The organism is Synechococcus sp. CS-1332 (assembly GCF_025127995.1).
GTDB lineage: Bacteria > Cyanobacteriota > Cyanobacteriia > PCC-6307 > Cyanobiaceae > Cyanobium.
On the sequence record NZ_JAHLYP010000034.1, the window covers coordinates 1 to 26,740 of the forward strand.

The window sequence follows — 26,740 nt, forward strand, 5'->3', positions numbered from 1 at the left end:
GCGTTGGTTTCCGCGGCGAGGATCTGCCTGTCGGCGAATTGGCTGGCCTTGATCTGGGTGCCGCTCAAGCGGACCGCGGAGCTGACGCCGTTGATCTGAACCGACACCAGATCAGTGATGTTGTCGCGGAGCAGTTGCACGTCGCCGTTGGGATCGATGATCTGGACGGTGGTGGTCGTGGTCGGAGGTGGGGTCGTGGTCGGCGGCGGGGTCGTGGTTGGAGGTGGGGTGCTGGTGGCGGATTGGACCGTGCCGCTCACCATGTACTGGCCGAGGCTGGCGTAATCGGTGTACCCCGTGGGGGTGCTGGCGAGAGGAGTGCCGAAGCCCACCCCATCGATCCCGAGGTAGTAGGTGCCGGCGGCGAGGTTGATGGAGAAGCTGGCCGTGGTGAGATCGGCCGGGTTGAAGGTCTGGACGATGCTCTGGTCGGCCCGGTAGAGGGTCGCGGCGATGTCCAGGTTGGCGCCGCGGGCGGCGAGGTATTCGGTGGTGTAGACACCGGCACTGTTGGTGAACGCCCTGGAAGCGTTGACGATGTTGAAGGACACCAGACCGGCTCCGGTATCGAAGCGGAACATGTCCACGTCGGTGTTCTGCTCGATGATGCCGAAGCTGCTGAAGGTCAGTCCGGTGAGGGCTGTCGCGGTGGCGAAGCCGCTGCCATGGTCATCGGCGGCGTAGGTGAAGCCGTTGCCGGTGGTGATTGTGGCGAGGTCGTCCTGGGTGTTGTTGGCGCCGGTGTACTGGCCTTTGCTCCACTGGGTGAGATTTTCGTCGTTGCCCAGCCAGGGAGCGCCCATAAGGGTGGCCCAGCTGGTAGGGCCGGTGCCGCCATGGCCGCCGTAGTAGTCGGTGTTGGTGCCGGCCCCGTCATGGGTGAGGCCGAGGGCATGGCCCACTTCGTGGCTGGCGGTGTTTGCGGCCGTGTATTCGCCCCTGTTGAACACCAGGGCCACGTCATCGGTGCTCCAGTTGAAGCTGTTGTAGTAGGCCGTACCGCCACCGCCGGCGTTGGCGATGACATTGCCGGTGAGCAGGTTGAGGTTGCTGGTGAAGGCAACGCGGATGCCCCAGCGGTCATCTCCGGTGCCGAATTTGCGCAGGTTTTCGGTGCCGGGATCCTGGGTGGTGACGTTGATATTAAAGGGTGCGAAGTCCTCGGCCACCCGTTGCCAGATATGCTGGATCTCCGTGAGTGCGGTGGTATCAAAGGTGGTGTAGAAACCCTTCAGTTTCAGGTTGCCGCCGTTCTCCCAGGGGGTGTTGTTGATGGCATAGCCGTCGAAGTCGAGAAAGATCGTCTTCGTGGCTGTTGGGTTGCTGTGCAGCTGAAACACCTTGCTCAGATTCACCCCCGTACCGAGGGTGACCAGGCCATTGAGCACCAGGGGAGCCTGGTCGGTGGTGGTGTCCCAGGCGGCGGCGCCGTCACCGTTGGTGACCGCCAGGACGCTGCAGGCCCTGCAGCCGCAGCTGGGCCCCGTGGTGGCCGTTGCCGCCCCGGGCAGGGAATCGCTCAGGACCTGATGGCTGTCCATCACCACATCTGGGGTGGCGGAGATAGCGACACCTTTCTGGAAGACGGCCCCCTGGCTGCTTGGCGCCAGATAGCTGGATTCCAGTGACCCGCGCGTGGCTTCGGCTGGTGGAGGTTGTGAGGCCTTGGTGGTGGCCAGAACAGCTGTGATCAGCGGGCTGGATGCTTCCGCTGCCGCTGCGGGGGCGTCAGTAAGAAGGGACAGGGTTGTATCGACGGAACGCTTCGCTTGGTTGGAGAGCTCTGGGAAGAGGAAGGAAGGCGATGTCTGGCCCCCTGCCTTTGTGGTGTAAGTCATGGTGATCAGAGGGGCAAACAGCAGGCAAAGTCCATCCGCGTCCAGAGCTTCCAACTGTTGTCAGATGGAGTCTCCAAGACATCTTCAAAGTCATGGCACCCAGGGCACTGGGGGGATTGACTTTGTTGCGGGGGGGTGGTGATGGAAGGGAACCCTTTTCCCCCGAACTCATCATCGTTGTGAAGCAGCCTTGCTGTCTTTGTGCTCAGGCCCAAATCAGGGGGAGAGTTTCATGCCCGAGGCTGAGCAAGGCCTTAGGTTTTCACCGGCAGTCCTGTGCGTTCGGACTCAAGAATCTTTGTAACGGCCGCCATGCGGGCTGGTCAGGACGATCACGCTCAGCCCACCTCCGGGCCGTTCTGGGCTTCGGACCGGGACGACAAGAGGGGAAGGAGAGGGAAGAAATGCTGTTGCACCAAGGGATCTGACCGTTTCTGGCCTGTCCCTTGTAACCCTATGTAAAGCCTGTCCGCAGGCTGAGGGTCTGCGCATCAACGGCCTAAGCGCCATTAAGCATTGATGCAACTCTGCAACCCATGTGCAGAGTTTGGCTCTTGCCTGCTTTGGCCGTTGTCTTGCATGGATGGTGCCAGCCAGGAGACCGACAGGCAAGGTCTCAGGGGGGAGGGGGCACCCCTGTTTCCGAGGTGTCGTCTTCTTCGGGCACCAGCTGGGAAAAATACTCTTCCTCAGAAGGGGCAGACAGGCCGGGAAGGGGCAGGCCACGCAGGCCCCCGCCAGTGGGGTTCGCTGACTGCGGGCCTCGGAGGCTCAGCATGGTGTGCCATTCCACCAGCAGGGGCACATCCTGTCCCTTGCGCTGGGCGCCCATGGCGAAAGCGATGGCCAGGGCGAAGGAGGAGAGCATCACGCGGAGGCTGTCCCGTATAGGGCCCTCGATGGCCTGGGGGGCAGGGGCCTGAATCCTGGCCTCCACCTGCTGCCTCACCTCCTGGAGGCGAGCCTCAAGGAGGTCGAGGCTGGTGGGTGTCGTGATGGTCTCCTGTAGCCGATGGGCGAGGATCGCCGTATCGGAGGTTCTGTATTCCTTGGTGCCGGCCATCAGGACAGCCTTGGGTCCATCGCGGCGCCTGGGTGGCCTGGGAGATGTCCCCCAGAGCCTGTCGCCTGGATGTCAATCGGGTGGAAGGGGGGCTTCACGAAACGATGCAGATTCGGGATGCTGAACTTTCCCGTAATGGCTTCATTGCCAGGCGAGAGATGTTGCCAGTCTGCCAACCGAATAGGTGTTGAATGTGTGACCGCTTGTGACTGGTGCCCCATTCGATTGATGGCCATGGATGTCAATCGTTCAATCGAATACTGAAAAAAGACCCTCCTTAGGAGAGAAGAATTGATAGTGCGGTCAAGCTGATCACGCCGCCATGTGATGGCTGAACCAACATTTACTCGTCGTTGTTCTTTGTGCTTCTCGGGGCTGGTTGTGGTCGGATTGCGAGCCGTCTGCCGCGCATCCGAGAACCAGAATGATTTTACATTTCAAGCCGAAGGGCGCGGCAGCGCACTGGACAGGCGGAGGACCGGGTCTCTTCCATTTCCGAGGCGGGGAAGCAGTCGGTGATGTGGGCCGTTCCCTCCTCAGCGCGGGGCTGGCGGCTCGTCCTCCGCCGGCAGGAGTTGCTCGAGGTAGTCATCCTCCGGGGCCCCCAGCGAAAAGCCGTTGGTCGGCCGATCCTGAGGGTTGCCCAAGCGGACGCCCCGCATCACCCAGAAGGTGTGCCATTCCACCAGCAGCGGCACCGTGCTCCCCTTGCGCTGCGCCCCGGCGGAGAAGGCCAGGGCCAGGGCCAGGCAGGAGATCACCACCCTGACGGTCTCGCGCGCCAACGCTTCGCTCGCCTGCCGATCCGGCTTGCTGACACGGGCTATGACGGCATCCCGCACGACGACCAGTTGCTCGAGGAGCTCTTTTTTAGTCTGCTCAAGTGAGACTCCTTTCTCTTCCAGGTTGAGGCGCACGCCGCGGCTCTCCTGGTTGTCGAGGCGCTGCTGCAGGTCGTCGAGGCTGGGGGCCTGCAGGATGATGTCGCGGAGGATGTTGAAGGTATCGTTGGCCCGGGCCATCTGACGTGATGCATTAGCGTCACCCGCCGCCACCGTTCTCCATGCGGCGGTCACCTGCAGGGGAATGAACAGCAGGAACCCGAGCACCGCCAGGATCGCCAAGCGTGCCGCCAGTTCGCGCCGGTTCTGAAGCGTCAGGTTCTGTGGATCCAGGTAGGCGGCGAGATGCAGCAGCCCAAGCGCGAGCAGAGGAAGGAAGGCGGAGTCCAGGATCGTGCGGATGGCCCTGAGCTGCCATGCGGTGTTGAACAAGGCCGGGGGCAGAAGTCCCGCTACTGCCGCCGCGACGTAGAGGATCAGGAGGGCCAGGGAAAAGAGGCTCAGCCTGTCAGCAAGGATGGAGGCTTCGTAGCCCTTGAACTCGGAAGACTCATCCATGGTCTGGCGCCGGTAGCAATGGACTGGGCTGGGTTGGGTTGGCCGTGAGGAGGGGCGAGAGACCCCCTGCACCGTGCTCAGCTGTTCACCCTGTCAGGTCGGATGACAGCAGCAGGCGAGAGGACAGTCTGGCTTGAGCCATGGCAAGCAGCCACATCCCGGGTCGACGGGGGGACGGATCGGCAGCGGGCGCATCAGGTTGGGACGGGCCAACAAGGGAACCCCCCGGGCCAGTGTTAGTGGCACGGGGGGTCGTGAAGGGGGCAGAAGGGCGTCGTTCGGATGCCGAGGATCAGCCAGGATTCTGCTGTGCAGAACGCGCTGCGGCCAGACGCCGACGCAGTCGGCGACTCTGGACGAAGGCCGCAGCAGCTCCGAGCACCGGCAGGGGGCCTGGCACCGCATCTCCGGGACCACCGTCTGGCTTGGTTTGTGGTTTGCCGGTGACCTTGTCGCTTCCGCCGTTTTCGGTGGCGGAATTGATCCCTTGGAATCGGGCGGCCAGCACCACTGTGTTGTTAACAACCTTGTTTTGGTTTAGAGGAGTGGCGAGGACCAGCCCGTCGAACAGGTTGAAGAAGGCGTTGGAGACGTCACCGACTTCTGGGCTGGTACCCGCAAAGTTGAAGGCGTACTTGACAGTGGCCGATTGGCCATTGGCTAGGCCACTAGCGACAACGCCCGATCCACAGTTTGTGCCATTGTTGATGTTATTGTCCGTGCTGGCACAGAAAGTGAAGAATGGCGCCGGAGAGATCGTCAAGCTGTCGTCGGCTTTATAGAAATTTGTGCCGTTGCGATTATATGTGAAGGCGCTAACTCCCGTGGGGGTGTCGAAGGCGAAACCCGTTATGGACGAAGAGGTGATGGGAGCTCCGGACGTATTCTTGATGGTCAGATCGAGCGTATAAGTATTGGCGTTCGAATCCCCTGCGTCACCAAAAAGAAAGTCCATCGTACCAGTGACGCCCGTATAACTGTCTCCGAACGACTTATTCAGATCGACGATGAAGCTGCTGGTGGCGGCCATGGCCGATCCGCCACCCATGAACACCGACGCCCCTGCCAGGGAGACGAGCGGAGCCAGAAGAGATCGCATCATGGAGGGGAGCCGGATCAGCTTTCAGACTGCTTTCACCAAAACCTTAGCAGATGGTGAGTGGTTTTTGACAATGGATTCACCACAGCGGCCTTTTCACGGGCCTCCGGCGCCAGCGGCCGCGATCGAGGCAGGGGGGCGGAGGCCCCGGCGCCCTTGCGGCACAGGGCGATTCAGGGGAAGCGCGCCGGGCCCTGGCGGCTCCGGTGAGCATTCGCTGATTTTCACCGGCCGGTGTCGACCCTCCCGAATTGGGCGAAGACAGCCGCGATCCGCCTGGGTTGCATCGCAAATGACTTGGGACCTGGGCAAGGATCCTCTTCCGGGGGAGCCAGGGAGGGACAGAACTCCTCTGCGCGTTTGGCGGCGGACTTCTGGAAGGGGATGGCCGCGCAGCTCTGGCCCCCCCCTGGTCTGGCGATCCAGCAGGGACGGCCACTCGACCAGGAAGGGCCCAGCTGATTTTTGGGCTGGGTATAGTCGGCGAAGCCGGCTGCCAAGGAGGTCGACGAGACCATGACCCGCAGGCTTTCCAGCGTGATGCGATCAGCCGTGGCGGGATCGATGGGCGCGAACCTCCCCTTGACCTGTCCCTCCGCCTGATCGAGCTGGCTGAGCAGTTGCCACTTCAGGGCCGGCAGGGGGATCGTCGGAAAGCGCGAGGGGTCCAGCCCGATGCGCAGATCTGGACGCTGCAGCGCCAGAAGCCGCCGTTGCAGCTCCTCCTTTTCGGTGGCCTGCTTGATGGTTCTGGCCTGCTGCTGCTCGGCGACGGCATTGGAGAGCTGATACGACCGCCAGACGGCATGGATCTGCAGGGGAACGATCAGCAGAAACGCAAGGGAGACGGGAACGGCCGGCCCCACCGGCCCCTCAGGTCCGCCAGGGAGGATGATCACGGCCCCCGTCTGCCGTTTCATCGGTTTCGCCCCATGCTGCGCCTCGCCCACGCCCTGAACATCCTGTTGCAGAGGGCCCTGGAGAGCGCGTTTCCCGAGGCCGCTTCCGCCGCCCGGGAGGCCGGCACGCCGCTGGATCCCCAGCTCGGGCCTGCGTCGAAGCCGGAGTTCGGTGATTTTCAGGCCAATGGCGCCCTGGCCCTGGCCCGGCCCCTGCGCCTGGCCCCCCGTGCGATTGCCTCGGCGATCGTGGCCCAGCTGAAGGCCGACCCCGCCGTCTCTGCCCTGTGCCTGCCGCCGGAGATCGCCGGCCCTGGCTTCATCAACCTCACCCTGCGGCCCGAGGTGCTGGCCGTGGAGGTGGCTCGCTGCCTGGAGGATCCCCGGCTGGGGGTGGAGGCCGTGGCCGGCGGCGGCGCCCCGGTGGTGGTGGATTTTTCCAGCCCCAACATCGCCAAGGAGATGCACGTGGGCCACCTGCGCTCCACGATCATCGGCGACGCCCTGGCGCGGGTGCTGGAGTTCCGCGGCCATCCGGTGCTGCGGCTCAACCACGTGGGCGACTGGGGCACCCAGTTCGGCATGCTCATCACCCACCTCAAGCAGGTGGCCCCCGAGGCCCTCGACACCGCCGACGCCGTCGACCTGGGCGACCTGGTGGCCTTCTACCGCCAGGCCAAGGCCCGCTTCGATACCGACGAGGCCTTCCAGGCCACCGCGCGCGAAGAAGTGGTGAAGCTGCAGGGGGGGGACCCGGTGTCCCGCAAGGCCTGGCAACTGCTCTGCGATCAGTCGCGCCGCGAGTTTCAGCGCCTCTACGACCGCCTCGACATCCGCCTCGACGAGCGCGGCGAGTCCTTCTACAACCCCTACCTGGAGGCAGTGGTGGCCGACCTGGCCGCCGCGGGCCTGCTGGTCAGTGATGGCGGCGCCCAGTGTGTGTTCCTTGAGGGGAAGGACGGCACGGCCAGCCAGTCCCCGCCGGTGATTGTGCGCAAGAGCGATGGCGGCTTCAACTACGCCACCACCGACCTGGCTGCCATCCGTTATCGCTTCGCCGGGCCCCCCGCAGGCGATGGGGCCCGCCGGGTGATCTACGTGACCGACGCCGGCCAGGCCAGCCATTTCGCCGGGGTGTTCCAGGTGGCGCGCCGGGCTGGCTGGATCCCCGAGGGCGGCCGCCTCGAGCATGTGCCCTTCGGGTTGGTGCAGGGGGAGGACGGCAAGAAGCTCAAGACCCGTTCCGGCGACACCGTGCGGCTCAAGGAGCTGCTGGATGAGGCGGTGGAGCGCTGCGAGGCCGACCTGCGCCGCCGTCTGGCCGAGGAAGAGCGCCAGGAAGACGGGGCCTTCATCCGTGAGGTTGCCACCACCGTGGGCCTGGCGGCGGTGAAGTACGCCGATCTGTCCACCAACCGGATCACCAACTACCAGTTCAGCTTCGATCGCATGCTGGCCCTCAGCGGCAACACCGCCCCCTACCTTCTCTATGCGGTGGTGCGGATCGCCGGGATCGCGCGCAAGGGTGGTGCCGATGCCGCCGGCTCCGCCTTCCCCGCGCCCCTGGTGTTCGGCGAATCCCAGGAGTGGGCACTGGTCCGCCAGTTGCTGCAGTTCGACGCGGTGATCCTTGAGGTGGAGCAGGAACTGCTGCCCAACCGGCTGTGCAGCTACCTCTTCGAGCTCTCCCAGGTGTTCAACCGCTTCTACGACCAGGTGCCCGTGTTGAAGGCCGCCGAACCCGCCCGCGGATCGCGGTTGGCCCTCTGCCGCCTCACCGCCGACACCCTCAAGCTGGGCCTGGGCCTGCTGGGAATCCCCACCCTGGAGCGGATGTGATGCTGGCTGATCTGGCCAGATAATCCTCCTGAAGGATGTACATGCGTTTGACGTCGCGGTACTGGCCTTCGATGAAGAATTCACCCACCAGGTGGCCTTCTTCGACAAAGCCGCATTGCTCATAGAGGTGCAGCGCCTTGGCATTGTCGACGGCCACGGAAAGGTAGATCTTGTGCAGGTTCAGGATGGTGAAGGAGTAGTCGAGAGCTTTATGGACGCAGAAGCGTGCGAAGCCTTTGCCCTGGTGGGCAGGGGCCACGATGATCTGGAATTCAGCCCGGCGATGAATGTAATCAATCTCGATCAACTCCACCAGGCCGATCAATTCCTTGTCCTTGTTCTCGACGACAAAGCGACGTTCGGCGTTGTCGTGAATATGGCGGCTGTACAGCTCTTCCAGTTCGTCGAAGGACTCATAGGGTTCTTCAAACCAATAGGCCATCACGCTCCTGTTGTTCACCTGGTCGTGAATGAACCGCAGGTCGCCCCGCTCCAGGGCACGCAGGGCCAGTTCTGTACTCGCCACCGAACACTCTGATCAGCCATGGCCAGACTAATGCTGCCCGCTGGCGCAGGCCGCCTGCTCACCGGTCGTGATGGCTGCTCTGCGCGTGTTCCAGGCCCGATCGGAACGGGGGCCGATGCTGTCGATCAGGTCCTGCCAGCTGGCCTCATCCAGTAGGAAGTCCCTGCGAATCCTGCTGAGGTTGCCACGGAAGTGGGGGTCTGCCAGGAGCTGCTGGAGATCGTCCAATCGCGTCAACCGCAGCAGCTCGAGCATGGCCTCCTGGGCGGCTTCCTGGCGCAGGCTGCGAATTTCCCTCTGCTGGCCTGTGAGTTCCAGAATTCGCCGGTCCTGGAGGGCCAGTTCCTGGATCGCGGCCCAGTGGTCGTCGTCGTCCAGTTTCAGGGATTGGCGCAGCTCCTCCAGTTGCACCAGGGCGGTGGCCTGCTCCAACCGACCCGAAACCAACAGCTCCGCCATCACCCCCTTGTAGAGGCTTCGCTTGGTCTGACTGACCTGGGCCGGCAGCACCTTGACCAGGGTGAACACTTCGGCGGCACTCAGCTCATCGATCGAGCGGCCGTCCAGATAGGGCGAGAGGTCGGGAATCAGTTGCTCCAGTTGCCTGCGCAGGCTGGCACTGGTGCTTTCCCGCAGATAGGTGGCCCGTTCGCGATACCAGCCACGGTGCACCCACATGCCGCTCACGATCAGAGCGACGGAACGGATCACCTGCCCGCCGGCCGGCCCCAGGAGACCGATGGTGGGATCGGCAAACCAGAAGAAGATGTTCACGGCCAGGAACGAGGCCAGCAGCCGTGTGCGATGGATGGCGATCTCCTGGGCCCGCTTCCCGAAGTCCGGGGTCAGTTGCCGCTGCTGCAGCTGCTGCAGCCACTGCTGCAGTATCACCGAGATCCAGGCCGCGAGCACCAGCAGGACCGGAATCGCCATGAGGCGGGGCACGGCGGGGATCCATGGGCCCGTCACGAGGGGGCTCCAGGCGTATTCCGTCACCTCGTTGTCGTAGGCCCACATGCCGCTGCGCAGGTAGTCGAGCCCGCCACGGGATTCCAGCTTGATGATCAGGAAGAAGGCGAGCACAAGGCCGGGATAGGACCCCCAGGCCCAGTTCAGGCCCCGTTTGCCCTTCAGCGACGACCAGTAGCTGCGCTCCGAGTCGATGTCGATGCAGGGGGTCTGGCAGGCCACGCAGGCACTCCGGACCTTGCCGGAGTCGGTCACCGTGCGGCACATCGACTGGGTCACTTTGGCGGTGGTCTCGATGTGGGCCGGACTGCCGAAGAAGCTGCGTGGGCCGGTGATGATCGTCTGGACGGGGCCCATGGGGCAGACGTACTGGCACCAGGCCTTGCCCCCAAAGGCCCAACCCACCCCCAGGGCGGCGACCGCGGTGAGCAGGAGCAGCAGACCCAGCCCGAGGGTGTTGCTGTTGACCAGCAGCAGGCGCAGAGCCAGCCCGGCCATGAACAGGCTCCACTGCAGCGCAACGTGATGGCGGCCCAGCCAGGACCCCGGCTCCACCTTCGCCACCTCGCGCCGGCCTCCCCGTCCGCTCACGGTCCGCTGCAGCCCCAGAATCCGGAACAGCTGGGACACCAGGGCGAGCGGACAGATCCTGCGCCAGAGTTCGTGGCTGAACACCACCAGAAGCAACAGGCAGCCAGGCACAACCATGCCCCAGAAAATCTGATTGCCTTCGAGGGAATGACAATCAGGACTGCCGCCACAACGATTCACGTCAAAAGGATAAAGATCGATGCCGGCCAGCAGGCTGACGATCAGAAAGATCCAGCCGGACAACAGCAGCCAACGGATGATCTGTGCCTGACGCTCAGGCCATGAACTGAAGATCTGCATGGCATGAAGAGAATCGATGGCAACTTATGCAGAAGTCCTCCGACCAGTTCTCCGGTTGTGCCAATTGGCTGTCGCGCGGTTTCCAGACTGTCCCGGCTGGGCGGGGGGATCTGGCAGATCTCAGGCCCGCACTCGAACGACCAGACCAGCGTCTTGATCCGGTCGCATCCGGTCATCAGAAACTGGCAGCATTCCGTTGCCTGCCGTGGCGTTGGCTTCGGCCGCGTTCGCTGCGTGGATCCCACCCCTGGCCGGTCCTGCTCTAGACGGAAGCTGCAGGGGCTTCGGTCCCGGCCCAGCGGAGGTGTCCTGTGTCTGGTTGGGAAACATCCAGACACATCGGGCCGAAACGGACGTTCCTGCCAGGCTGCCGATGGTCGAGGTCAGCAGCCCATCTAGCTTGGGCTCCCCTCCAGGAAAACCGCCGCCACGCCATGGTCCTTGATCGTTCCCATGCCCAGGCGCCTGTCACGGCATCGGCGGCCGGGAACGCTCCAAGGGCCCGCCCCGAGGTGGAAGCCCTGGTGGCCTACAGCGCTCCCCTCGAGGGAAGGCGCAACCTGTTGCGTCTCGACTTCAACGAAAACACCGTGGGGCCCAGCCCCCGGGTGGTGGAAGCGATCCGCGCCATTCCCGCCGATCACTACGCCATCTATCCCGAGTACGACGGTCTGCGGGAGGCGGTGGTGGCCTCGCTTGGCAGCACGGGCCTGAGCCCAGGCCACATCGGTCTGTTCAACGGTGTCGATGACGCGCTTCATGCCATCTTTCACGCCTTCGCGGCCCAGGGCGACCGTCTGCTCACCACCAGCCCCACCTTCGGCTACTACACCCCCTGTGCCCGCATGCAGGGGATGACCATCGAGGCGATCCCCTACCGGTCGCCCGACTTCGCTTTCCCCTTCAGCGAGATCCGCGCCGCCCTCGACACCGACCCCCCGGCCCGGATCCTGTTGGTCTGCAATCCCAACAACCCCACCGGCACCCGCTTGGCGCCGGAGCGGATCCTCGAACTGGCGGCGGCGGCGCCCGCCACCCTGGTGGTGGTGGATGAGCTCTATGAGGCCTTCAGCGGCGACAGCGTGTTGCCACAGCTGCAACAGCGCCTGCAGCAGTCCCCGTCGACGCCCGTCACCAGCGGCGATGGAGCCTTTGCTGCCTTTCCCAATCTGCTGGTGATGCGCTCCCTGGCCAAGACCGCCGGCCTGGCGGGCCTGCGCATCGGCTTCGCCATCGGTGCCCCCGCCCTGGTGGAGAGGGTCAGCCGGGTTTGCGGCCCCTACGACGTCAACAGCTTCGCGGTCACCGCTGCCCATGCGGCGCTGGCGGACCAGGCCTATGTGGACGCCTACGTGGCTGAGGTGCTGCGGGCCCGTGATTGGTTGCTGGAACGGTTGCGGGCGGCCGGTGTACGCCACCACGCCGCCGGGGGCAATTACCTGCTGCTCTGGCCGCAGGGCCCCACGGCGGAGGTGGAGGCACGGCTGAAGCAGGCCGGCATCCTGGTGCGCTCCATGGCGGGCAAACCCTTGATCGATGGTGCGCTGAGGGTGAGCATCGGCACCACGCCGCAGATGGAGTGCTTCTGGCAGGCCTACCGGGCCGTCGAGCAGCTCAGCTGAACCTGGCGGCCGGCATCGCCGTGGGCTGGGCTCAGCGCAACACCTCAACCACCATCCCGTCCCCCAGGGGCGGCACCAGGCTGACCGAGCGGCCACTGCGCCGCACCGTGGCACCCGCCATCGCCTTCAGGAACGGCTCCACCGATCCCTGATCGCAGTTGGCAGGCGGCTTGCCGCCGTTGTACTGCACAGGAATCACCCGGCGGGCCTGCAGCTCCCGGGCCACTTCGGCCGCTTCCTGGCCCGTGTAGACCTTGCCCCCACCGCCGACGCCGATGATCAGCACATCTGGCCGTCCCAGCAGCACGCGATCGGCGGGGCTGAGGCTGCCGGCGGTGCCGCCGAGGTGGGCGATGTCGAGGCCGCCCTGGCGCCAGCGCCAGAGGGTGGCGTTGCCGAAGCGGCGGCCCCCGACCCGGTCGTGGGGGGCGGCGATGCCTTCGATCTGCAGCCCGGAAAGGCGGTAGGAGCCCGGCTTGACCAGAAACTTGCCGCTGGCCACCTGGGCCCCCTCATCCTTCAGCAGGCTGCTGGCCAGGATCACATCGGCACTGACCCGGGGCACACTGAGGCCGGCGGCGCAACCCACGGCCTGAAAGGGGTTGAGCAGCACCCGGGCGCCGCCCCCCTGGATCATCAGGGCGCTGTGGCCCAGGCTGGTGATCGTGACGCCGCCGCCCTTCTGGGCCATGGCCGGCACAGGCAGGGAGAGCCCGGCCGCCAGGGCCAGAGCCACCCCCAAGCTCAGGCCGGTGGTGGTGGTCCGGCGCAGCGGCGCCGTAGACCTGCGGGTGGGGTGAACCATGGAGTCGTGTCTGGCCCCACCGGGCCCGTCTTGTGGCGAGAAACTAGCAGTGGGAGGCCTGGCGCAGGAAATTGGCCAGCAGTTGGTGGCCGGCCTGGGTGAGCACGCTCTCCGGGTGGAACTGCACCCCCTGCAGGTGGCGATGCTGCCGGTGCTGCAACCCCATGATCGTGCCGTCGTCCAGCCAGGCGGTGATCTCCAGGCAGTCGGGCAGGCTGTCGCGCTCGGCGATCAGGCTGTGGTAACGGGTGGCGGTGAGGGGTTCGGGCAGGCCTTCGAACACCCCCGCGCCCCGGTGGTGCACTGGTGAGGTCTTGCCGTGCATCAGCTCGCGGGCCCGCACCACCCGTCCCCCGAACACCTGGGCCAGGCACTGGTGGCCCAGGCACACCCCCAGCACCGGCACGGTGGGCCCGAGTTCCCGAAGCACCTCCTGGCAGACCCCGGCCTGGTCCGGATCTCCGGGCCCAGGGGAGATGAGAATCGCCGCTGGCTCGAGCGCCCGGATCTGCTCCAGGTCGAGGGCGTCGTTGCGTTCCACCCGCACCTCGGCGGCCAGGGGGTGTTCGTCGGCCAGTTCACCCAGGTACTGCACCAGGTTGAAGGTGAAGCTGTCGTAGTTGTCGAGGACCAGGAGCATGGGGACGGTCTAGACGCCGAGGCGGATCAGCAAAGGGGGCACCAGCAGCAGCAGGGCGATCAGCAGCGACGAGAGGGCGGCGACGAGCACGGCGGCGGCGGCGCAGTCCTTGGCGATGCGGGCCAGGGGGTGGAACTGGCGGCCGATGGCCAGGTCGACCACCGCTTCGGTGGCGGTGTTGAGCAACTCCAACACCAGCACCGCGGTCACCGTCAGCACCAGCACGGCCAGGCGGTCGGCGGCCAGCCGCAGCCACAACCCCATGCCGAACACCAACAGGCCGGTGAACACGTGGATACGGAAGTTGCGCTGGCTGGCGAAGCCATAGGCCAGGCCCTGGGCGGCATAGCGGAAGCTCGCCGGCAGGTCGCCGGCCACTTTCCACGCCCCCACCCGCAGGCGCCTGCCGCGCCGGTGGACGTCAGTGGTCACGTCGCGCAGGGCCGGCGGTTGTTCCTCGGGAACGAGCATCGGCATCGCACCGCCGTTGGAGGGACATCCGGCACACTACCGCCGATGGACGCGGCAAACCGCTTCTGTCAGGACGGCGACGCCAGCAGCAGCGCCGTCTGCCGCTCCAGCATCGCCGCAAGGCTGCCCTCATCGGGGTGATCCCAGCCCAGCAGGTGAAGGAGCCCATGGCTGGCCAGAAACAGGAGTTCCGCCTCGAGGTCGTGGCCGGCGTCGCGGGCCTGTCGCTCGGCCGTGTCGAGGGAAATGATGATGTCGCCCAGTTCCAGCCAGGCTTCGCCCTCACCCTGCGGAACCGGCGGCGCCTCCTCCTGGGCGGCGAAGGCCAGCACGTCGGTGGGGCCGCTGCGGTGGCGCCAGGTCTGGTTGAGGGTCGCGATGGTGGCGTCGTCGCAGAGCTGCAGCCCCAGGCTGTAGCCGGCCGCCCGCAGCTGGGCCGGCAGCTCCGGCCCTAGCTGGGCGAGCCAGCCGCTGAGGTGGGCCATCCAAAGTGCTTCGGCCTGGGCCGGATCCACCAGGGTGCTGACGGTGGAGGCCCCGGTATCGGCCCCCGGCTCCAGGCTGAAGGCCAGATCGATCTCCGGCGCCGGGCCTGCGGCTGAAGCTGTCATCGCCGCCGTCATCCGGGCAGGCTGGGCCGGCCCAGCCAGGCGATCAGCAACAGGAAACCGCACAGACCCACGGCGGTGAGGCCGAAGTGGACCAGGCTCTGGCGCCCCTTGCGCACCATGTTGCGCATGGCCAGCTTCACGAAGCTGGGGCTCTCCTGGCCTTGCGGCGTGGTGGGTTCCGGCATGGGATTGGGCTGGCTCAGGGGGATCAGGCGGCCGCGTCGGCGGCGATCTCCACACCCTGGCGCAGCAGGGACTGAATGAAGGGATCCAGATCGCCGTTCATCACCCCCTGCACGTCGGTGGTCTCCTGGGCGGTGCGCAGGTCCTTCACCATCTGGTACGGGTGGAACACGTAGTTGCGAATCTGGTTGCCCCAGGCGGCCTCGACGATGTCGCCACGGATGTCGGCGATCTCGGAGGCGCGCTGCTCCTGGGCGATCACCAGCAGCTTGGCCATCAGCAGGGCCATGGCCTTCTCCTTGTTCTGGAGCTGGGAGCGCTCCTGGGTGCAGCGCACCGCCAGGCCGGTGGGGATGTGCAGGATGCGCACGGCCGTCTCCACCTTGTTGACGTTCTGGCCGCCGGCACCACCGGAGCGGGAGGTGGTGACCTCCAGGTCCTTGTCGGGGATGTCGAGCTTGACGTCTTCATCGAGCTTCGGCATCACCTCCACCCCGGCGAAGCTGGTCTGGCGCTTGTCGTTGGCGTTGAAGGGCGAGATCCGCACCAGTCGGTGGGTGCCCTTCTCGTTGCGCAGGTAGCCGTAGGCGTAGCGGCCGTCGATCTCGATCGTGCAGCTCTTGATGCCCGCCTCCTCCCCTTCGGAGAGCTCGTCCACGGTCACCTTCATGCCGTGGTCTTCGCCCCAGCGGGTGTACATCCGCATCAGCATCAGGGCCCAGTCCTGGGCGTCGGTGCCGCCGGCACCGGCATTGATGGAGATCACGGCGCCTTCCTTGTCGTAGGGGCCGTTCAGCAGGCGCTCCAGTTCCCAGCGGTCGAGGTCGGCGCGCAGCGACTGCAGCGAGCCGTTGGACTCGGCCAGTAACTCCTCGTCGGGTTCCAGGTCGTACAGCTCGAGCGTGGCCTGGCCGTCATTGACGGTGGCCCGCCAGGAGGAGAGTTGCTCCAGCTGGGCCTTGACGTCATCCAGCTGACGCATCTTCTTCTGCGCCACGGGCTGGTCGTCCCAGAAGCCTGGCTGGGAGGCCAGTTGCTCGAGATCCCGCTGACGCGCTTTCAGGGCCGGTACGTCAAAGACAGTCCTGGGCATGGCCCAGGCGGTCGGTGAGCTCGGAGAGGTCGCGCTTGAAATCGGTGAGGTCGAGCACCGCAGCCAGCAGATCTTGTGCCACGACCGTATCAGGTGGGGCGTGGGATCTCCCTCTAGGCTGGTTGAAATCAATCCTGAACAAGCCGGATGGAGATTCCAGGTGTCCCCCCAATGGAATCTGGGCAGGATGCCTTGGAGGTGAAGCCGCCGGCCAAGGTCGAGATCTACACCTTCCGCTTCTCCTCCGATTGCATCCGGGCCAAGGGCCTGCTGGACAGGCTCGGTGTGACCTACAACGAATTCATCATCGACGACGATGAAATCAACAAGGAAGTGATGATGAAGCGCACGGGAGGTCGCACCAGCGTTCCCCAGATCTTCATCGACGGCATCGCCATCGGCGGCTACGTCGAACTGCAGAAACTGAACGCTGCCGGCGAGCTGGCCGCCCTGCTGCGTCTGGCCGCGTGAGCCGCGATCGGGAGGCCCAGCTGTTCGTGGTCGATCCGATCACGCGACTGCGGCCAGCCAAGGATTCCAGCGTGGCCCTGATGCAGGCGGCCCAGCGGGCCGGTCTGGCGGTGTGGGTCTGCACCCAGGCGGATCTTTCCACCGCCGCAATGGACGATGGTGCCCATCGACCCAGGGCCTGGGCCCAGCCCCTGCGGCTGGCGGTGATGGCTGCGACGGAGGACGGCTGGACCGTGCCGGAGCCCTGGTATGAGGCCGGTGAGCCCCGCGAGCTGCCGCTGGATCACTTCCGTTGGATCTGGATGCGCAAGGATCCGCCCGTCGATGAGGCCTACCTGTACGCCACCCAGCTGCTGGAGATGGCCGAAGCCTCCGGCGTGCGCGTCCTGAATCGGCCGGCGGCCCTGCGGGCCTGGAACGAGAAGCTCGGCGCCCTGCGTTTCAGCCATCTGATGGCCCCGTCGATGGTGAGTGCGCGGGTGGAGCAGCTGGCGGCCTTCGCCTCAGGCCACGAGGAGGTGGTGCTCAAGCCCCTGGCGGGGCGGGCCGGCCAGGGGGTGGTGCGGGTCACGGCGGCGGCCGCCGGCCTGCGGTCCCTGCTGGAACTGGTCACCCTTCAGGAAACCCTGCCCGTGATGGTCCAGGCCTTTCTGCCTGGGGTCAGTGCCGGTGACAAGCGGATCCTGCTGGTGGACGGGGAGCCCCTGGGCGCCGTGAACCGGCTACCCAAGGCGGGTGAGTTCCGCAGCAACCTGGCCCTGGGTGGTGCCCCCGTCGCCGCCGATCTGACCGACACGGAACAGCGCATCTGCGCCGAGCTGGCCCCGGTGCTGCGGGCCGAGGGTCTCTTCTTCGTCGGCATCGATGTGATCGACGGCAGGCTCAGTGAGATCAACGTCACCAGCCCCACCGGGGTGCGGGAGGTGGAGCGACTGGGACGCCGCCCCCTGGCCGATCTGGTCATCGAGCGCCTGCTGGTCAGCTGAAGGCGGCGGCCAGCGGCAGGTTGAGCTGCTGCTGCAGCACCCCGAGCTTGAGCGCCACTTCCTGCAGCTCCCGTTCGGGGTGGGATCCGCGCACCAGCCCCGCCCCGGCGGTCAGCTCCAACTGGCGGCCCCGCAGGGTGCCGCTGCGGATGGCCACCCGTAGATCCGTGTCGCCTTCGGTGTCGATCCAGCCGATCGGCGCGGCGTAGTGCCCTCGCTCGAAAGGCTCAAGGCTGCGCAACCAGGCCATCGCCTCGCGCCGGGGCAGGCCCGCCACCGCGGGGGTGGGGTGCAGGGCTTCGGCCAGGGTCAGCGGGGCCTGGCCCCGCAGCGAAGCCGTGATCGGGGTGTGCAGATGCACCAGGGAGCCGTGGCGGGCGAGGCGCGGCCGCCGCGGCCGGCGTGGATCGAGGCCCGCCTTCTGCAGCACGGCGGTGATCGTTTCCACCACAAGTTCATGCTCGTGGCGGTCCTTGCGCGACTGCAGCAGGTCGTCGGCCGGCTCCCCCAGCGGGGCCGTGCCGGCCAGGGCATCGCTGCGCAGCTGGCCCTGCCGCAGGGTGAGGAGCCGTTCCGGTGAGGCCCCCACCAGGGCTTCCCGCTCCGATTGCTGCCACAGGAAGCGGCAACTGCCTGGCTGGCTGCGGCGTAGATGCGACAGCAGGCTGAGAGGATCCAGCGGCCCATCCAGCACCAGCTGCTGGCGCACCGCCAACACCAGCTTCTGCAGCTCGCCCTGCTCTACCAGCTCCAGCGCCCGATCCAGGGCGGAGCGGTAGCCCGCCTGCCAGCTGGAGCCGTGGGCGATGCCCACCGGTGCGGCCTGGCCGGCACCGGGGTGCCCAGCCCAACCCAGGGTTTCGAGCCGCTGGCGGGTGTCCCAGAGCTCCTCGGCCACGCTGCGGGCCGTGATGCCGCCACCGAGGGCTCGCTGCAGTCGCAGCCAGCAATGGCGGCCCTGGCGGCCCAGCTGCCAGCTGGGCAGGACGGCCTGCACCCCCGCCGCGCCGGTGCCGGCATGCAGGGGGCTCTCGAAGAAGGCGAAGGCCAGCAGCACCCGTGGCCTGGCCAGGGGAGGGCAGTGGGCCGCTTCCCGGGCCAGGCGGCTCAGGCTCAGGCTGCTGAAACGCTGGGCCAGCTCGAAGCGCCGCGGCCCACTCAGCTCCAGGCCGTTACAGACGCCGGCGGCGGCGATGCTGAGCCCCGGGGCGCCGTCCCAGAGAAAGCGGAAATCGTTGCTGTCGCCCAGGTGGGGCAGGGCCACAAGCGGGTCGATTGCGGCCATCGGCAGGGCCAGGCTGAGCACTCCCTCCTCCTCCAGACGCCGGCTGGCGGCGGTGGCTGCCGAGAGCAGCGCGGGGAAGCTGGCAGGGGCCTGCACCAAGGGGCCGCGGGACCGGGGCGGAAAGCTGCTCAAATGTATGGGCCTTTCCCCGTCCAATGCCCGCGGCCCCCATGTCTGAGCCACAGGTCGTCGCAAGCCGTTACGCCGCGGGGGGCGTCGCCGCCTCTGAGGCCTCTTCTCGCAGCCGCCTCTGGCGCGCCGCCGTGAAGTGGCCCATGTATGCCGTGGCGGTGATGCCGGTGCTACTGGCGGCCGGCTGGCGGCTCGGCCAGGGGTTGGGCCTGCGGCTTGATCAGCTGTTGTTGTTCCTGGTGGCGGCGGTGCTGCTGCTGGCCTGGGAGAACCTTGCCAACGACGTCTTCGACGCCGACACCGGTGTGGACACCCATGGCAAGCCCCATTCGGTGGTCAACCTCACCGGCCGGCGCGACCGGGTGCTCTGGCTGGCGAACGGCTGCCTGCTGCTCGGGCTGGCCCTGATGGCCCTGGTGGCCCTGCGCAGCAGCGCCGTGGTGCTGCTGCTGGTGCTGCTCTGCTGCGGCCTGGGATACCTCTACCAGGGACCACCCTTCCGCCTCGGCTACCGCGGCCTGGGGGAACCCCTCTGCTGGCTGGCCTTCGGCCCCTGTGCCACGGCTGCCGCCCTGCTGGCCCTGGCCCCGGCCGGGGAGGGCGCCGGTGGGGTGCCCTGGGGACCGGCGCTGGTGCTGGGCAGCGGGCCGGCGGTGGCCACCAGCCTGGTGCTGTTCTGCTCCCATTTCCACCAGGTGGAGGAGGACGCCGCCCACGGCAAGCGCTCGCCGGTGGTGCGCCTCGGCAGCCAGCGGGCCGCGGCCCTGGTGCCCTGGTTCGTGGCCACCGCCCTGGCGCTGCAGTGGGCGCCCGTGCTGTTGGGCTGGTGGCCGCCCACGGCCCTGCTGGGTGCGATCGGCCTGCCGCCAGCCCGGGCCCTGATCCGGCTCCTGGGCGATGAGCACCACCGGCCCGACCGGATCATCGGCAGCAAGTTCCTGGCCCTGCGCTTCCAGGCACTCAATGGCCTGGGGCTCGCTTTTGGTCTGGCCCTGGGCCCCTGGCTGACGGCGCTGGCGGGCCTGTGAGCGCCCCTGCGGTCGGGGGGAGGCCCGTGGGGTGGTGGCGGCTGGAGTCCAGGCCCTTCGCGTTCCGCCTGCCCAGGCCGCTGCAAACGTCCAGAGGCCGGCTGGAGGACAAACGGGGCTGGCTGCTGCGGCTGCAGGGCCCGGACGGTGGCGTCGGCTGGGGAGAGGCGGCCCCGCTGATGCCCAGCGAGACGCCGGACGTGGCCGCGGCCCTGGAGGCCCTTGGCCCCGAGCTGGAACGGAGCGATCTGGAACGGAGGCTGCCGGCCCTGCCGCCCGCCCTGGCCTTCGCCCTGGGGGCCGCCCTGGCGGAGAGCGATGACGTGGTGGGAGCGGCTGCCGACGGCGGCTGGCTCGCCGCTCCGCCATCGGCCTGGCTGCTGCCCGCCGGGGAGGCCATGCTTGCGGCCCTGGAACAACGGCTCGCCGACCCAGCGGCCGCGGCGCTCACCGTCAAGTGGAAGGTGGCGGCGGCGCCCGATGGGCTGGAGCGCCTGTGGCTGGAGCAACTGCTCGAACGCCTGCCCGCAGACGGCCGCCTGCGGCTGGATGCCAACGGCGGCTGGGACCGGCCCACCGCCGCCGCCTGGGCCGGGCGGCTGGAGCGGGAACCGCGGTTGGAGTGGCTGGAGCAGCCCCTGGCCGCCGACGACCTGGAGGGCCTCGATCAGCTGGCCCTGGGGATCCCGGTGGCCCTGGATGAATCCCTGCGGCAGCGGCCGGAGCTGCGACAGCGCTGGGCTGGCTGGCAGGTCAGGCGCCCGTCCCAGGACGGCGATCCCCGGCCCCTGCTGGCCCAGCTGCGTCGGGGGGTGCCCCGGCTGATGCTCAGCACCGGCTTTGAGACCGGCATCGGCGCCCGCTGGACAGCCCACCTGGCAGCCCTGCAAGGGCGGGGCCCCACGCCGGTGGCCCCTGGCCTGGCCCCGGACTGGACGCCCAGCGGCCCCCTGTTCGACCAGGACCCGCAGCGGGTCTGGGCGGCGGCGGCCTGAGCCCCTGCCGGGGCTTCTAGCGTGGCCTTCCGCGGAGAACCTGCGTGGCCGATCCCTCCAGGGTGCCCTTGCTGTTTGAGCTCGCCCGGGCTGACCCTGCGACGGCGGCGGCCCAGCTGGAGCAGGCCTGGGCACAACAACGGCTGGTGGCCCTGGCCGGGCCCGGCCAGCAGGGGGATCTGGACCAGGCCCTCGGCGGCGCCTCGGGGGAGATGGCGGCACTCGCCCGGTTTGGGGCCGCCGTGGTGGTGGGCAGCGGTGGCAGCGCCGGCGAGCGTCACTGGTGCCTGCAGCCCCTTGCCCATCTGCAGGCTTCTGCCGAGGCCACCGCTGTCTGGTTGGCGGCAGCTGGCCTGGAGCCAGCCCATTGCCTGCACCTCAACCCCCTGCCGCTGCACCACGTCAGCGGCCTGCTGCCCCTGGTGCGGGCTCGCCACTGGGGGGGGGAGTTGCGTTGGCTGGCCCCGTCGCTGCTGCGCCGGCCGGACGACTTGCCCCAGGCCTGTCCCCTGCCCCGGGATCGCCCGGTCCTGCTCTCGCTGGTGCCCACCCAGCTGGCCCGGTTGCTGGCCAGCCCCGAGGCCACCGCCTGGCTGGCCGGCTGCGCCGTGATCTGGGTCGGGGGGGCGGGCCTGCCGGCACCCCTGGCCGCCGCCGCCCGCCGCGCCGGCTTGCCCCTGGCCCCCTGCTACGGCGCCACCGAAACCGCCGCCATGGTGTGTGCCCTGCCGCCGCAGCGGTTCCTGGAAGGAGCTGCGGGCTGTGGCCACCCCCTGGCCGACGTGGCCCTGCGCCTCGATGGCGCCACCGGCGCCGTGGAGGTGCGCTGCAGCCGCCTCAGCCCCGGTCGGCTGGTGTCGGGCCAGCTGCTGCCCCTGCCGCTGCAGCCGGGCGGCTGGTGGCGCAGCGGCGATGCCGGGCTCCTCGGCAGCGAGGGGCTGGAGGTGCTGGGCCGCCTGGATGGGGCCCTGCACAGCGGCGGTGAGACGGTCTTCCCGGAGCGGCTGGAGGAACGGCTGCAGGAGCAGGCGGCCTGCGCCGGTGTGGGCCACGACGCGCTGCTGCTGCTGGCCCGGCCCGATCCGGAATGGGGGCAGCAGCTTGTGGCCCTGGTGCGCCCCCGGCAAGGGGGCGACTGGGCGGTGCTGCTGCGGGACCTGCAGGGCCTCACGGCCGCCTGGCCCCCTGCCGAGCGGCCGCGGCACTGGCATCTCTGCCCCACGCTGGCGCCCACCGCGGCAGGTAAGTGGGAGCGGGGACGTTGGCAGAGCTGGCTGGACTCGCTAGAAGCCTTCTGAACAGCAGCCGCACCGATGACCGACAGTCAACAGGTCGAGACCAGCAACAAGAAGCTGGCGGCGGGGTTGCTGGCCATCTTCCTGGGGTCGCTGGGCATTCACAAATTCGTTCTGGGCTACAGCAAAGCCGGGCTGATCATGTTGCTGGTCACGGTGCTCACCTGCGGCTTCGGCGCGTCGGTGATGGGCGTCATCGGTGTGATCGAAGGTGTCATCTACCTCACCAAGTCGACAGAGGAATTCCAGGCCCAGTACATCGACGCCACCCGGGAGTGGTTCTGATGTCCGCCCCCCACTCGGCCGGCAGGCTGCCACCACGGCTGGGCCTCGCCCTGCTGGTGGGGGGTGGGCTGGTGAGCTTCGTGGCCCTGGGGGCAACGCCGCACGATGGCCTGCACCCCCTGGCCCTGATGGGGGCGCTGCTGCCCCTGCAGCTGGCCGCCCTGGTGTGGGCCCTGCTGAACCGCCGCTAGGCGTCTGGCCGGCTGGCCTCCAGCCATTGCGAGACGCTGCCGGGGAGCGTCGTCCGCTGGCGGCTGATCGCCTCGATGGCCACGTGCCGGGTGATCCCGGTGGCCGCCTCCTTGCTGCCGTGCAGGAAGCGGTAGCGGATCTCGAAGCTGCCGCCATCGCGCTGCAGGGGCCGCAGCTCGATGGCCAGGGGATCGCCGCAGCTGAGGGGACTCAGGAAGTCGGCGCTCACGTGCACGATCGGCAGCGCCACGGCCGGGGTTCGGCCCGGCCCGGGGAAGATGGCGCCGGACGCCACACCGAACCGTTCCAGGCTTTCCTCATAGGCCACGTGGCACCAGCGCAGCAGTTGGTGGAAGTGCATCACCCCGGCGGCATCGGTGTCACCGAAGCGGACCGTGCGGCAGAGCAGTAGCCAGTCCTCTGGCGTGGGTGATGGCCCCTGGGGCGGTCTCTCGAGCGTGTCGTGGCCCGGTGGCTCGGATGGGGACATCAACCTCCATGGCGACGCGTGCCCTTCGCCCCATCCTGGCGCCCCTCTGCCGCCACCCGCCTCCCGGACCCGTTGCTGGCCTCCCGGAACGCCCCTAGGTTCCGCTCAGTTACGGACCGCCCCCATGGCTGCAGCGATCGCCTACGAGCCGCCCACCATCTCCAAGGCCTGGGCCGCCTTCCTGGCCCACATCCCCACGATCCTGTTGATCTGGGTGGTCACGATCGTCCTGACCGTCATCGGCGTCGTGGCTTCTCTCGCGCTCACCGCCCTGGGTGTCGGGCTTTCGGGCAACGGCGCAAGTGGCGAAACCGCGGCCACTCTGTCGGCGGTCCTGGGCAATCTGGTGCAGTTGCCCTTCACGATCCTCTCCAATCTCGTGGGGGTGCTGTTCGTGGCGGTGCCGGCGATGCATTACGCCAGTGGCGAGATCATCGACACCGAAGCCGCCCTGCGGGTCCTGATGCACCGGCCCGTCCGCTATCTCCTTGCCGGGGCGTTATTTACCGTCGTGGCCGCAATCGGTTTTGTGCTGTGCATCTTGCCTGGCATCGCCGTCACCCTGGTGATGCCGGTCTACGTGAACAAAGTGTTCCTCACCGACAGCCCCATCCTGGACGCTTTCTCCTCCTCGTTCCAGGCCGTGTATGGCTCAGTCAAGGGCCGCACTTTTGCAGGCATCGAACTGATCGCCTGGCTGCTGGTACTGGTGGTGACGATCTTCACCTGCGGCCTTGGCTCCCTGGTGGCGGTGCCGGTGGCCACCTTCTACATCCAGAACGCTGCCTATCACCAGGGGGTGCTCAGCTGAGGGGACAGGGCTGGATGATGGTGCCGCAGCTGCTGGAGAAGGTGGTGGCGTCCAGGTAATGACGGGGGGTCTGCCTCAGCAGCTGCCAGGCCTGGGGGGCGCTCAGCAGATTGAAGCGGTCCGGGTAGTGCTCCAGCAGCAGGGCCCGCACCTGGGGGTAATAGTCCGGGTTCATGCCCGGAAAGATGTGGTGCTCGGTGTGGTAGGAAAAATTGAAATGAAGGACGTCGAAGATGGCTGGCATCTTCAGGGAAATGCTGTTGATCAGGGGGTCGTTGGTGTCGGTGGCGCGGCAGGCCATGTGATTGGTGTAGATGTAGGCAATCACCACGCTGTAGCCGATCCAGATCGGCAGGAAGTATCCCAGAAAAAGGGGCACAGGGCGTAGGCCGATGAAGGCGATGATGGACAAGTGCATCAGCACGATGGCGGCCAGTTCAAGGGCAATCTGGCGCCTCTCCCTCGGGCTCACCTGAAAGGAGAACACCGGATAGCGCGTGGATCCGTTGTTAAACAGCAGCACGGATGTGATGTTTCGGAACGCATGCACCCCCCATGCCGAGGTCAGCCCCACGTAGAGCCAGAAGGGATTGACTTCAACCGATGGCACGAACAGATTCTGGATCCATTTCCCCCAGCTGGCTGGCTGGCTGGCGTTGTAGTTGCGGTCAGGATCCTGCTCGGAATTGGTCTTGCCGTGATGTTCCCGGTTGTGCACCGCCTTCCACAGGGTCGGGGGCATCCACAGCAGGGCGAGCCCCAGCAGCTGAACCACTTGCCGCAGCAGGGGCTGGCGGATCGCCTTGCTGTGCATCATGTCGTGGGTGCCAAAGAGCATCACCACAACGGCGTTGCCCATCACCAGGGCGAAGGGCAGGAACAGAAGCAGGCCCTGCCAGTGGCTGACCTGGAGCTGACGGGCCATGGCCCACCCCAGCACCAGAATCGCCCCATTCAGGCCAAGGACCAGGAGGGTCCCCCGGTCGGGTGTGAAGGCCCCCTCAGGCAGCAGGGGGCGCAGGCGTTTGGCGTAGTCGGGCTGGGCGATCAGAAGCTGAGCACCAGGGGGTGCTGCAGTGCTTGACGAAACGGGCAAGGAATTCCTGGTGTGGACCGGGGAGCAACGGGGGAGGTCCATCCCGCAGCCAGCGTAGGCGGGGCAACGGAATTGCCGTGGCGGTGGGGGGCGGTCGGTTGCCGCCCTGCTGGATCAAGGGAGCGGAAAAGCCTGCAGGCCGAGGCCGTAGGTCAGACCCATCCGCCCGGCCCAGTAGAGCAGCAGCAGCACGCCCACAACCACCAGCTGACGGCCCCGCAGGAACCGGGGCACCAGCCGGCCGCTCCGCAGGGCCTGCAGCGACCAGATCACCAGGCAGGCGGCCAGCACCGGCCCGAAGGCGTGCAGGGCTAGGGAGTCGCCGAAGCGCCCCACCAGACTCGCCGCGGTGGCCCGGGTGAGATAGCAGGTGGGGCAGGGGATGCCGGTGAGGGCGCGCAGGGGACAGCTGAACCCAGGCAGGCCCGGATGCAGCCCCTTGAGCACCAGCAGGCCGGTGGCCCCGAGGGGCAGGAGCGGGCCGCAGCGTTCGAGCCGGCGAATCCAGCGCCGGCCGGCGGTGGTCACCGATCCACCGATCCCATGATCACGTCGATCGAACCGAGGATGGCCATGATGTCGGCCACCTTGGCCCCCTTGAGGATGTGGGGCAGGATCTGGAGGTTGTTGAAATCGGCGGCGCGGATCTTCCACCGCCAGGGGGTGACGTCGTTGTTGCCCATGATGAACACGCCCAGTTCGCCCTTGCCCGACTCCACCCGGCAGTAGAGCTCACCCTCGGGAATCTTGAAGGTGGGAGCCACCTTCTTGGCGACGTATTGGTAGTCGAAGCCGTACCACTCGCTCTTCTTGCCTTCGGCCATTCGCCGGGCCTCCAGATTCTCGGTGGGGCCGCCGGGAATCATGGTGATGGCCTGGCGCAGGATCTTCAGGGACTGGCGCATCTCCTCGATGCGCACCCGATAGCGGGCGTAGCAGTCACCTTCCTTCTCCCAGGCCACGGACCATTCAAAATCGTCGTAGCACTCATAATGATCGACCTTGCGAAGATCCCAGGGCACGCCTGAGGCCCGCAGCATCGGCCCGGAGAGACTCCAGTTGATCGCCTGCTCCTTGCCGATCACCCCGAGCCCTTCGATCCGCTTGCGGAAAATGGGGTTGTTGGTGATCAGTTTCTCGTACTCATCGATCTTGGGGCCGAACCAGTCGCAGAAGTCGGCGCACTTCTCCAGCCAGCCGTAGGGCAGGTCGACAGCGACACCACCGATGCGGAAATAGTTGTTGTTGATCAGGCGTTGGCCGGTGGCCGCTTCCCACAGGTCGTAGATCATCTCCCGCTCCCGGAAGATGTAGAAGAAGGGAGTCTGGGCCCCGACGTCGGCGAGGAATGGGCCAAGCCAGAGCAGGTGATTGGCGATGCGGTTGAGTTCCAGCATCAGAACTCGGATATAGCTGGCCCGTTTCGGCACGGGCACGTCGGCCAGCCGCTCGGGCGCATTCACGGTGATCGCCTCGTTGAACATGCCCGCCGCGTAGTCCCAGCGGCTCACGTAGGGCACGAACATCACGTTGGTGCGGTTCTCGGCGATCTTCTCCATGCCGCGGTGCAGGTAGCCGATCACCGGCTCGCAGTCGATCACGTCCTCGCCGTCGAGGGTCACCACCAGCCGCAGCACCCCGTGCATCGACGGGTGGTGGGGACCGAAGTTGACCACCATCGGCTCGGTGCGGGTCTCGAGCTGGGTCATGCCCTTCGCTAGGAAC

General features: G+C 67.1%; 28 protein-coding genes. 10 read left to right on the plus strand and 18 right to left on the minus strand.

Annotated features, from left to right (window positions below; genetic code table 11):
• The 5 genes from KQ305_RS15340 to KQ305_RS06665 all read right to left on the minus strand — a co-directional run.
• Positions 1 to 1,541: zinc-dependent metalloprotease family protein (locus KQ305_RS15340; RefSeq protein ID WP_311134328.1), on the minus strand; the 1,541-nt coding region annotated here is incomplete at its 3' end.
• Positions 1,542 to 2,454: 913 nt separating this feature from the next.
• Positions 2,455 to 2,901: a hypothetical protein gene (locus KQ305_RS06650; RefSeq protein ID WP_259724633.1), complete on the minus strand. Its 447-nt coding sequence runs from the start codon at positions 2,899 to 2,901 to the stop codon at positions 2,455 to 2,457.
• Positions 2,902 to 3,437: 536 nt separating this feature from the next.
• On the minus strand, positions 3,438 to 4,301 hold the full coding sequence (locus KQ305_RS06655) for a hypothetical protein (protein WP_259724634.1): 864 nt from the start codon (positions 4,299 to 4,301) through the stop codon (positions 3,438 to 3,440).
• A gap of 292 nt (positions 4,302 to 4,593) precedes the next feature.
• Entirely contained in the window at positions 4,594 to 5,331 is a 738-nt protein-coding gene (locus tag KQ305_RS06660) for a hypothetical protein (RefSeq protein ID WP_259724635.1), read from the minus strand.
• Positions 5,332 to 5,624: 293 nt separating this feature from the next.
• Positions 5,625 to 6,320 (minus strand): hypothetical protein, encoded by a 696-nt coding sequence (locus tag KQ305_RS06665; protein ID WP_259724636.1) that lies wholly within the window; start codon positions 6,318 to 6,320, stop codon positions 5,625 to 5,627.
• A 12-nt stretch (positions 6,321 to 6,332) separates the two neighbouring features.
• Here KQ305_RS06665 and argS point away from each other — a divergent pair, with 12 nt between their 5' ends.
• Complete coding sequence (gene argS, locus KQ305_RS06670) at positions 6,333 to 8,138, plus strand: arginine--tRNA ligase (protein ID WP_259724637.1); 1,806 nt, start codon at positions 6,333 to 6,335, stop codon at positions 8,136 to 8,138.
• Here the strand turns inward: argS and speG are convergent.
• Together speG and KQ305_RS06680 are read right to left on the minus strand one after the other, a co-directional pair.
• The gene (speG, locus tag KQ305_RS06675) at positions 8,089 to 8,664 is read right to left on the minus strand and encodes a spermidine N1-acetyltransferase (protein WP_259724638.1); all 576 of its coding nucleotides are present in this window, start codon (positions 8,662 to 8,664) and stop codon (positions 8,089 to 8,091) included. The genes argS and speG overlap by 50 nt on opposite strands.
• 27 nt (positions 8,665 to 8,691) lie before the next feature.
• Positions 8,692 to 10,524, minus strand: coding sequence for a 4Fe-4S binding protein (locus KQ305_RS06680; protein ID WP_259724639.1), 1,833 nt, complete (start codon positions 10,522 to 10,524; stop codon positions 8,692 to 8,694).
• A gap of 434 nt (positions 10,525 to 10,958) precedes the next feature.
• On the opposite strand from KQ305_RS06680, the gene KQ305_RS06685 reads away from it, so the two are divergent.
• Positions 10,959 to 12,146, plus strand: coding sequence for a histidinol-phosphate transaminase (locus KQ305_RS06685; RefSeq protein ID WP_259724640.1), 1,188 nt, complete (start codon positions 10,959 to 10,961; stop codon positions 12,144 to 12,146).
• Positions 12,147 to 12,177: 31 nt separating this feature from the next.
• Here KQ305_RS06685 and KQ305_RS06690 read toward each other — a convergent pair whose 3' ends face one another.
• The 6 genes from KQ305_RS06690 to prfB form a co-directional block, all read right to left on the minus strand.
• Positions 12,178 to 12,951: an MBL fold metallo-hydrolase gene (locus KQ305_RS06690; protein ID WP_399230842.1), complete on the minus strand. Its 774-nt coding sequence runs from the start codon at positions 12,949 to 12,951 to the stop codon at positions 12,178 to 12,180.
• A gap of 43 nt (positions 12,952 to 12,994) precedes the next feature.
• Positions 12,995 to 13,591, minus strand: coding sequence for an aminodeoxychorismate/anthranilate synthase component II (locus tag KQ305_RS06695; protein WP_259724641.1), 597 nt, complete (start codon positions 13,589 to 13,591; stop codon positions 12,995 to 12,997).
• A gap of 9 nt (positions 13,592 to 13,600) precedes the next feature.
• Positions 13,601 to 14,062: a diacylglycerol kinase family protein gene (locus KQ305_RS06700; RefSeq protein WP_259724642.1), complete on the minus strand. Its 462-nt coding sequence runs from the start codon at positions 14,060 to 14,062 to the stop codon at positions 13,601 to 13,603.
• A 68-nt stretch (positions 14,063 to 14,130) separates the two neighbouring features.
• Complete coding sequence (ybeY, locus tag KQ305_RS06705; protein ID WP_259724643.1) at positions 14,131 to 14,673, minus strand: rRNA maturation RNase YbeY; 543 nt, start codon at positions 14,671 to 14,673, stop codon at positions 14,131 to 14,133.
• Between the two features lie 8 nt (positions 14,674 to 14,681).
• Positions 14,682 to 14,858 (minus strand): DUF3285 domain-containing protein, encoded by a 177-nt coding sequence (locus KQ305_RS06710; RefSeq protein WP_259724644.1) that lies wholly within the window; start codon positions 14,856 to 14,858, stop codon positions 14,682 to 14,684.
• A 23-nt stretch (positions 14,859 to 14,881) separates the two neighbouring features.
• Positions 14,882 to 16,007, minus strand: a protein-coding gene (prfB, locus tag KQ305_RS06715; protein WP_259724677.1) for a peptide chain release factor 2 whose coding sequence is annotated in 2 segments (ribosomal slippage) — positions 14,882 to 15,931 and positions 15,933 to 16,007 — 1,125 coding nt in all. Because the reading frame shifts where the segments join, the coding sequence is not laid out codon by codon here.
• A gap of 140 nt (positions 16,008 to 16,147) precedes the next feature.
• Here prfB and KQ305_RS06720 point away from each other — a divergent pair.
• Both KQ305_RS06720 and gshB read left to right on the plus strand, forming a co-directional pair.
• Entirely contained in the window at positions 16,148 to 16,420 is a 273-nt protein-coding gene (locus KQ305_RS06720) for a glutaredoxin domain-containing protein (RefSeq protein WP_399230863.1), read from the plus strand.
• The gene (gshB, locus tag KQ305_RS06725; RefSeq protein WP_259724646.1) at positions 16,417 to 17,406 is read left to right on the plus strand and encodes a glutathione synthase; all 990 of its coding nucleotides are present in this window, start codon (positions 16,417 to 16,419) and stop codon (positions 17,404 to 17,406) included. The genes KQ305_RS06720 and gshB overlap by 4 nt, the downstream gene beginning before the upstream one ends.
• Here gshB and KQ305_RS06730 read toward each other — a convergent pair.
• Positions 17,399 to 18,787: an isochorismate synthase MenF gene (locus tag KQ305_RS06730; protein WP_399230866.1), complete on the minus strand. Its 1,389-nt coding sequence runs from the start codon at positions 18,785 to 18,787 to the stop codon at positions 17,399 to 17,401. The genes gshB and KQ305_RS06730 overlap by 8 nt on opposite strands.
• Positions 18,788 to 18,861: 74 nt before the next feature.
• Between KQ305_RS06730 and menA the strand changes: the two genes are divergently transcribed.
• The 5 genes from menA to KQ305_RS06755 are packed head-to-tail and all read left to right on the plus strand — an operon-like array spanning position 18,862 to position 22,617.
• Positions 18,862 to 19,851 (plus strand): 2-carboxy-1,4-naphthoquinone phytyltransferase, encoded by a 990-nt coding sequence (menA, locus tag KQ305_RS06735; protein ID WP_259724648.1) that lies wholly within the window; start codon positions 18,862 to 18,864, stop codon positions 19,849 to 19,851.
• Positions 19,848 to 20,846: an o-succinylbenzoate synthase gene (locus KQ305_RS06740; RefSeq protein WP_259724649.1), complete on the plus strand. Its 999-nt coding sequence runs from the start codon at positions 19,848 to 19,850 to the stop codon at positions 20,844 to 20,846. Before menA ends, KQ305_RS06740 begins: the two co-directional genes overlap by 4 nt.
• A 44-nt stretch (positions 20,847 to 20,890) precedes the next feature.
• Positions 20,891 to 22,144 (plus strand): AMP-binding protein, encoded by a 1,254-nt coding sequence (locus KQ305_RS06745; protein ID WP_259724650.1) that lies wholly within the window; start codon positions 20,891 to 20,893, stop codon positions 22,142 to 22,144.
• 15 nt (positions 22,145 to 22,159) lie between these two features.
• The gene (locus tag KQ305_RS06750; protein ID WP_259724651.1) at positions 22,160 to 22,426 is read left to right on the plus strand and encodes a TM2 domain-containing protein; all 267 of its coding nucleotides are present in this window, start codon (positions 22,160 to 22,162) and stop codon (positions 22,424 to 22,426) included.
• Positions 22,426 to 22,617, plus strand: coding sequence for a hypothetical protein (locus KQ305_RS06755; RefSeq protein ID WP_259724652.1), 192 nt, complete (start codon positions 22,426 to 22,428; stop codon positions 22,615 to 22,617). The genes KQ305_RS06750 and KQ305_RS06755 overlap by 1 nt, the downstream gene beginning before the upstream one ends.
• On the opposite strand, the gene KQ305_RS06760 is transcribed toward KQ305_RS06755, so the two are convergent.
• Entirely contained in the window at positions 22,614 to 23,108 is a 495-nt protein-coding gene (locus KQ305_RS06760; RefSeq protein ID WP_259724653.1) for a thioesterase family protein, read from the minus strand. The two genes, KQ305_RS06755 and KQ305_RS06760, sit on opposite strands and share 4 nt — an antisense overlap.
• 124 nt (positions 23,109 to 23,232) lie before the next feature.
• Between KQ305_RS06760 and KQ305_RS06765 the strand changes: the two genes are divergently transcribed.
• Positions 23,233 to 23,919, plus strand: coding sequence for a hypothetical protein (locus tag KQ305_RS06765; protein ID WP_259724654.1), 687 nt, complete (start codon positions 23,233 to 23,235; stop codon positions 23,917 to 23,919).
• Here KQ305_RS06765 and KQ305_RS06770 read toward each other — a convergent pair.
• The 3 genes from KQ305_RS06770 to KQ305_RS06780 all read right to left on the minus strand — a co-directional run bounded on the left by KQ305_RS06770 (position 23,912) and on the right by KQ305_RS06780 (position 26,724).
• A complete protein-coding gene (locus KQ305_RS06770; RefSeq protein WP_259724655.1) occupies positions 23,912 to 25,015 on the minus strand; it encodes a fatty acid desaturase in 1,104 nt (367 codons plus the stop codon). The genes KQ305_RS06765 and KQ305_RS06770 overlap by 8 nt on opposite strands.
• Positions 25,016 to 25,129: 114 nt before the next feature.
• Positions 25,130 to 25,543 (minus strand): DUF2752 domain-containing protein, encoded by a 414-nt coding sequence (locus tag KQ305_RS06775; protein ID WP_259724656.1) that lies wholly within the window; start codon positions 25,541 to 25,543, stop codon positions 25,130 to 25,132.
• The gene (locus KQ305_RS06780) at positions 25,540 to 26,724 is read right to left on the minus strand and encodes an NAD(P)H-quinone oxidoreductase subunit H (RefSeq protein ID WP_259724657.1); all 1,185 of its coding nucleotides are present in this window, start codon (positions 26,722 to 26,724) and stop codon (positions 25,540 to 25,542) included. Before KQ305_RS06780 ends, KQ305_RS06775 begins: the two co-directional genes overlap by 4 nt.
• Positions 26,725 to 26,740 lie beyond the last annotated feature (16 nt).

Coding starts and splice junctions, on each gene's coding strand:
- KQ305_RS06710 (WP_259724644.1), bottom strand. CDS start 14,858: ATGCCGGAACCCACCACGCCGCAAGGCCAGGAGAGCCCCAGCTTCGTG.
- KQ305_RS06765 (WP_259724654.1), top strand. CDS start 23,233: ATGGCTGCAGCGATCGCCTACGAGCCGCCCACCATCTCCAAGGCCTGG.
- KQ305_RS06760 (WP_259724653.1), bottom strand. CDS start 23,108: ATGTCCCCATCCGAGCCACCGGGCCACGACACGCTCGAGAGACCGCCC.
- KQ305_RS06680 (WP_259724639.1), bottom strand. CDS start 10,524: ATGCAGATCTTCAGTTCATGGCCTGAGCGTCAGGCACAGATCATCCGT.
- KQ305_RS06650 (WP_259724633.1), bottom strand. CDS start 2,901: ATGGCCGGCACCAAGGAATACAGAACCTCCGATACGGCGATCCTCGCC.
- KQ305_RS06660 (WP_259724635.1), bottom strand. CDS start 5,331: ATGGCCGCCACCAGCAGCTTCATCGTCGATCTGAATAAGTCGTTCGGA.
- menA (WP_259724648.1), top strand. CDS start 18,862: ATGTCTGAGCCACAGGTCGTCGCAAGCCGTTACGCCGCGGGGGGCGTC.
- KQ305_RS06665 (WP_259724636.1), bottom strand. CDS start 6,320: ATGAAACGGCAGACGGGGGCCGTGATCATCCTCCCTGGCGGACCTGAG.
- KQ305_RS06685 (WP_259724640.1), top strand. CDS start 10,959: ATGGTCCTTGATCGTTCCCATGCCCAGGCGCCTGTCACGGCATCGGCG.
- KQ305_RS06780 (WP_259724657.1), bottom strand. CDS start 26,724: ATGACCCAGCTCGAGACCCGCACCGAGCCGATGGTGGTCAACTTCGGT.
- KQ305_RS06755 (WP_259724652.1), top strand. CDS start 22,426: ATGTCCGCCCCCCACTCGGCCGGCAGGCTGCCACCACGGCTGGGCCTC.
- KQ305_RS06750 (WP_259724651.1), top strand. CDS start 22,160: ATGACCGACAGTCAACAGGTCGAGACCAGCAACAAGAAGCTGGCGGCG.
- KQ305_RS06690 (WP_399230842.1), bottom strand. CDS start 12,951: ATGGTTCACCCCACCCGCAGGTCTACGGCGCCGCTGCGCCGGACCACC.
- KQ305_RS06655 (WP_259724634.1), bottom strand. CDS start 4,301: ATGGATGAGTCTTCCGAGTTCAAGGGCTACGAAGCCTCCATCCTTGCT.
- argS (WP_259724637.1), top strand. CDS start 6,333: ATGCTGCGCCTCGCCCACGCCCTGAACATCCTGTTGCAGAGGGCCCTG.
- ybeY (WP_259724643.1), bottom strand. CDS start 14,673: ATGACAGCTTCAGCCGCAGGCCCGGCGCCGGAGATCGATCTGGCCTTC.
- KQ305_RS06700 (WP_259724642.1), bottom strand. CDS start 14,062: ATGCTCGTTCCCGAGGAACAACCGCCGGCCCTGCGCGACGTGACCACT.
- KQ305_RS06695 (WP_259724641.1), bottom strand. CDS start 13,591: ATGCTCCTGGTCCTCGACAACTACGACAGCTTCACCTTCAACCTGGTG.